Genomic DNA, 4420 nt, shown 5'->3' with positions numbered 1-4420 from the left:
CTGGCCCCCGTCGAGCTGATCTGGCGCGAACCGCCCACCCCGCACTCCAACACGTCGTCGCCTGCTCGCCGGCACCGAGGTGTAGGGGCCGGCCGGTGACCAGCGCGGCGGACGGCGCCAAACGCCCAAGCGGTTTTGTCCGTAGCAAGCCCTCCGCAACCACTATGCTCACCTGACCAAATGGGCCGAGGGCGCTCGACGGCTGGCCGTGGCGCGTCCGGTGACCGATCGGCTTACGGGACCTCAGCCAGCGCAGCCCCGCCGGCAGCATCCGGGAGCGGAGGCCGCAACGCAGCATCGACAGAACGCCGCCAATTACCGGAGAAAGTCACACCCGCAGGAAAAACCGCGGAAACTCAATGGCTCATAATTCTCACAACTATGTCTCAGAACAGCGTGTGTAGACCGCGTCTGCACTCTTAGTTGCGAGATACTTCCGGAGGACCAATGACCAAACTGATCGGCCATGCCCGCGTATCCACCAAAGCCCAAGACGCTGACCGGCAAATCTAAGACCTCCTCGCCGCTGGGGTCCGCCGCGACGACCTCTACATCGACCACGGCCAATCCGGGAGCACTCGCCACGCAGCCAGGCCTGGACAAAGCACTCGACGAAAGTGAGTGTCATCGTGGCGAGCAGAATCAAGCTGTGGTTTGGGAAAACGCTTCTTCTCCGATGAAACTGGTCATCTCGCCGGCCCATTTCTCTCGTAACTTACAGGCCGCGCTCTTCCTCCACGCACACGGCATCCCAATTTGAACCGGCGACCGAGAGTTGCCCTAAAAACCAGAACTATGTTTGGCTGACACGCCGACGAAATCTATTTTAAATGCATGCATTTATGTAGGTTTGGTGTATGACTACGAGACGAGAAGTAGATGCACCTACTGTGCTTCTACAAGGACGAGTCTTACCTGAACATCGCAATGCTGTCCGCACCGCTGCCGGTACGGAAATTTTCAAGTCAAGTGAGACCATTGGGTGCTAAGCAGCGAGCATTTCGCCACCTTCCTCCTGCTTCACCGGTTCGTTGATCCACGCGGCCTCAGGTATCTGTAATTTCTTCGGCATGCGACGCTGACCGAACCGTTCGGGATGCTCCGCCCACGCCGTTTGCAGCGCGGCCAGCCGCTGGTCCTCAACATGTCCGGTCATCCCGAAATGCACGTCCGCGGGCGTGTGGAACCCGATCCCTGAATGCCGGTGCTGCCCGTTGTACGCCTTCACGAAGCGGTCCATGAAATCCCGAGCATCAGCCAGCGAACCGAACCGCTCGGGGAACACCGGAAGATACTTCAAGGTCTTGAACCAGCTCTCCGAATACGGGTTGTCGTTGCTGACCTTCGGCCTGGAATGCGACTTGAGCACGTCCAGGTCCGCCAGCAGCGCGGCGACCGGCTTCGAGGTCATCGAAGTCCCCCTGTCGGCGTGCACCACCAGCGGCACCTGGTCGGCGGCGAACACCTCGGCGATAAACTCACGCACTAGTTCCCCGGATTCACGGGCGTGGACCTGGCAACCGACAATATAGCGCGAATAGATATCGATCATCACGTACGCGTCGAAGTAGATGCCCTTGGCCGGCCCAGCGAGTTTAGTAATGTCCCACGTGAACACCTCTCCAGGCTGGTGCGCTACCAGCTCCGGGATTTTCCGGGCCGGATGCCGGGCCTGCCGACGGCGTTCGGCCACCTGCTTCTCAAGGTGCAGCAAACGGTACATGGTGGATACCGAGCACAAGTGCGTGCCCTCGGAGAGTAGAACCGCGTAGATCTGCTCGGGCGCCTGATCCACAAACCGCTCGCTGTTCCGAATCTTTAGGACCGTAGCTTCTTCCTCGGCAGTGAGCTTGTTCGCCGGCATCGGGCGGGGAGCCGAGGCCGTTGGTTGCGGGGCCAGCGCGGCGTGCTGACGGCGGTGCATCGTGGCCCTACTAACCCCGGCCAGCGTGCTGACCTGCCGGGTGGGCACCCCGCCGTCGACCAACTGCTGGTAGGTGCTGGCGAGCAGGCCGCGGACGTCTATTTGGAATCCGCGCTCTTTGAGATTTGTTCCAAGAGCGCGTGTGCTTTTCCCATGATGTCCAGGGCGGTCTGCGTGGTGGCGAGCTTCTGCTCGCTGGCCGCGAGCTGCTTTTTCAGCCGGGCGATTTCAGCTTGTTCCTTGCTCGGCTTCCCGCCACTCTTGGTGCTGTAGGCGGGGTTGCTTCCGTCGAGGATTCCCGCATCGCGCAGCCTGCGCCACTCGACGATCTGCGAAGAATATAGTCCGTTGGCGCGCAGGTAGCCGCGGCCTTGCCCGCTTTGGATCGCGTGTTCGTAGCCTTGCAGGTGAGCGAGTTTCCGGGCCGGGGTGATGGTGCGGCGTCGTGGCTGGTCCGGTCGGGGTTGGGTGGAATCCATGGTCCCATTCTCCGTCACGGTGCTGGCGGATGGTGGATGGAGGCGATGCTCATCGTGGAGGTTAGTCCTGTTCTCGCCCTGTCTGGAGGGTAGCTTGCTATGAATCGGTGGTCTCACTCAACCTGACTGTGAGTCTTGACGTAGTTGGTCTGGGACCAGCTGGCAGAGTAGGGGCCAGCTGCCCAACCCGCGCTTGTGGCTCTAACGCTGACTGGCTCTCCGGATGCCTTTTGTCTGACATGTCCGAGCGTGAGTTGGGTGGCCGGCACCTACCCGGCCCACCTCGGTAACTTGATCAGAAGGTTGTCCGCTCCCGGAGAGAACGTGACTCGTCACAGTATTGTTCCGAAGTGACTCTTCCCCGGACCGGCGCCGGCCACTCGCGGCGAGCTTGTCAGATGGATTGTGTAAGCCCCTAGTCAACTCTGTTTTTCAGGGCTTGTAATACTCAGTTCACGTACGGCTCGACACGTTCCGGGTAAGCCATCGCCAGCTGCTGCAATGCCTGTTTCCACCCGTTCGTCCCAGCGCCTTCCACCAGGTGCGAACCGGCACCAGCGCGCGGGGTGCGGCCTTTCCTGGCAGCGTCCTTGAACCGTTCACGGGCCCGCTTATCCTCGATATTGCAGATCGCCAGCCACAGCATCTTTACCGCCGCCGTATCGGACGGGAAATGCCCTCGGGATTTAGTGACCTTGCGCAGCTGGTAGTTCATCGACTCAATCGCGTTCGTCGTATAAGTGACCTTCCGCAATTCAGGGGCGAACTCCAAGAACGGGGTGAACCTTTCCCACGCGTTGCGCCAGGTCGCCACCGCCGAAGGGTACTTGCGCCCCAGCCCGCTGGCCTCGAAGTCCTCCAACGCCGCCTGCGCGGCCTCGATGCTCGGAGCAGTGTAAATACTCTTCAACTGGGCACTGACCGCCCTGCGGTCGGTGTAGGACACGAACCGGTTCGCCGTCCTGATCAGGTGCACCACGCAGGTCTGCACCGTGGCCTTGGACCAGGTCGCCTCGATCGCCTCGGGGAAACCGGTCAGCCCGTCGCAGCAGGCGATCAGCACGTCCTTCACGCCTCGATTGGCCAACTGGGCGCACACCTGAGCCCAGAACTTCGCACCCTCATTCTCGGTCACCCAGATGCCCAGCACGTGTTTGATGCCCTCCACGCTCACCCCGACGGCCATGTGCGCGGCCTTATTGCGTACCTGGTGCCCGTCGCGGACCTTGATGACAATCGCATCCAGGTACAGGATCGGGTAGAACTCCTCCGAGGGCCGTTCCTGCCATGCAGCGACTTCATCCAGCACCTCGTCGGTGATCTTGATGATGGTGTCGTGGGACAGCTCGGTGCCGATGGTGGTTTCCAGGTGGTAGGCGATATCCCGCACGGTCATGCCCCCGGCGTACAGGGACAGATCATCTCATCCGGGCCACCGGTACGCCGCGACCCCTTGGGCACCAGGGTGGGGGTGAACGTTCCGGCCCGGTCCCGCGGGATCTGCAGGTCCACGTCCCCGGCCACCGTGGATACGGTCTTGGGGTAGGAACCGTTGCGGGAATTCGGGGCGAACCGTCCTTGACCGTCGCCCTTTTCGTATCCCAAGTGCTCAGTCAGTTCGGACTTTAGCCCGCGCTCCAGTCCGGCGCGGATGATCTGCTGAATAAACCCGTCCTTGCCATCGAGCTGGATCTCTCCTCGGTCGATAAACCCCATGAGCTCATCGAATGCCCCGGACTATTTGACCGCATCCATGGAACCCAGGGCGGCGAGTTTCTCGGCAACGTCGGAGGCATTCTTCATCAGGGTCTGATCCTGGTCTTTCTCAACGGTCATCGTGTGTTCTTCCTAGTCGTTTCTATCAACTGACTAGAGGTCTTACACAATCCCTCTGACAGGCTCGGCCACCCACCTCACCAGGAATAAACAATGGGCCGGCACTCACCGTGAGGTGAGTGCCGGCCCATTGCCGTGCTCTTGTTTAACCCGGGTATTCCATGGCAACGGCAGTCATTAG

General features: G+C 60.9%; 1 protein-coding gene and 2 pseudogenes. 1 reads left to right on the top strand and 2 read right to left on the bottom strand.

Annotated elements, in window-relative coordinates:
* Positions 1-466 precede the first annotated feature (466 nt).
* Positions 467-760: a hypothetical protein gene (locus JCM19049_RS22485; RefSeq protein WP_306420753.1), complete on the top strand. Its 294-nt coding sequence runs from the start codon at positions 467-469 to the stop codon at positions 758-760.
* 225 nt (positions 761-985) lie between these two features.
* Here JCM19049_RS22485 and JCM19049_RS08550 read toward each other — a convergent pair.
* Positions 986-2456, bottom strand: a pseudogene (locus JCM19049_RS08550) (IS3 family transposase).
* A 395-nt stretch (positions 2457-2851) separates the two neighbouring features.
* Positions 2852-4119, bottom strand: a pseudogene (locus JCM19049_RS08540) (IS256 family transposase).
* Positions 4120-4420: the final 301 nt, after the last annotated feature.

The organism is Arthrobacter sp. JCM 19049 (assembly GCF_001310435.1).
Note: the sequence above shows the minus strand (reverse complement) of the source record. Positions and strands in the feature narration are given on the sequence as shown.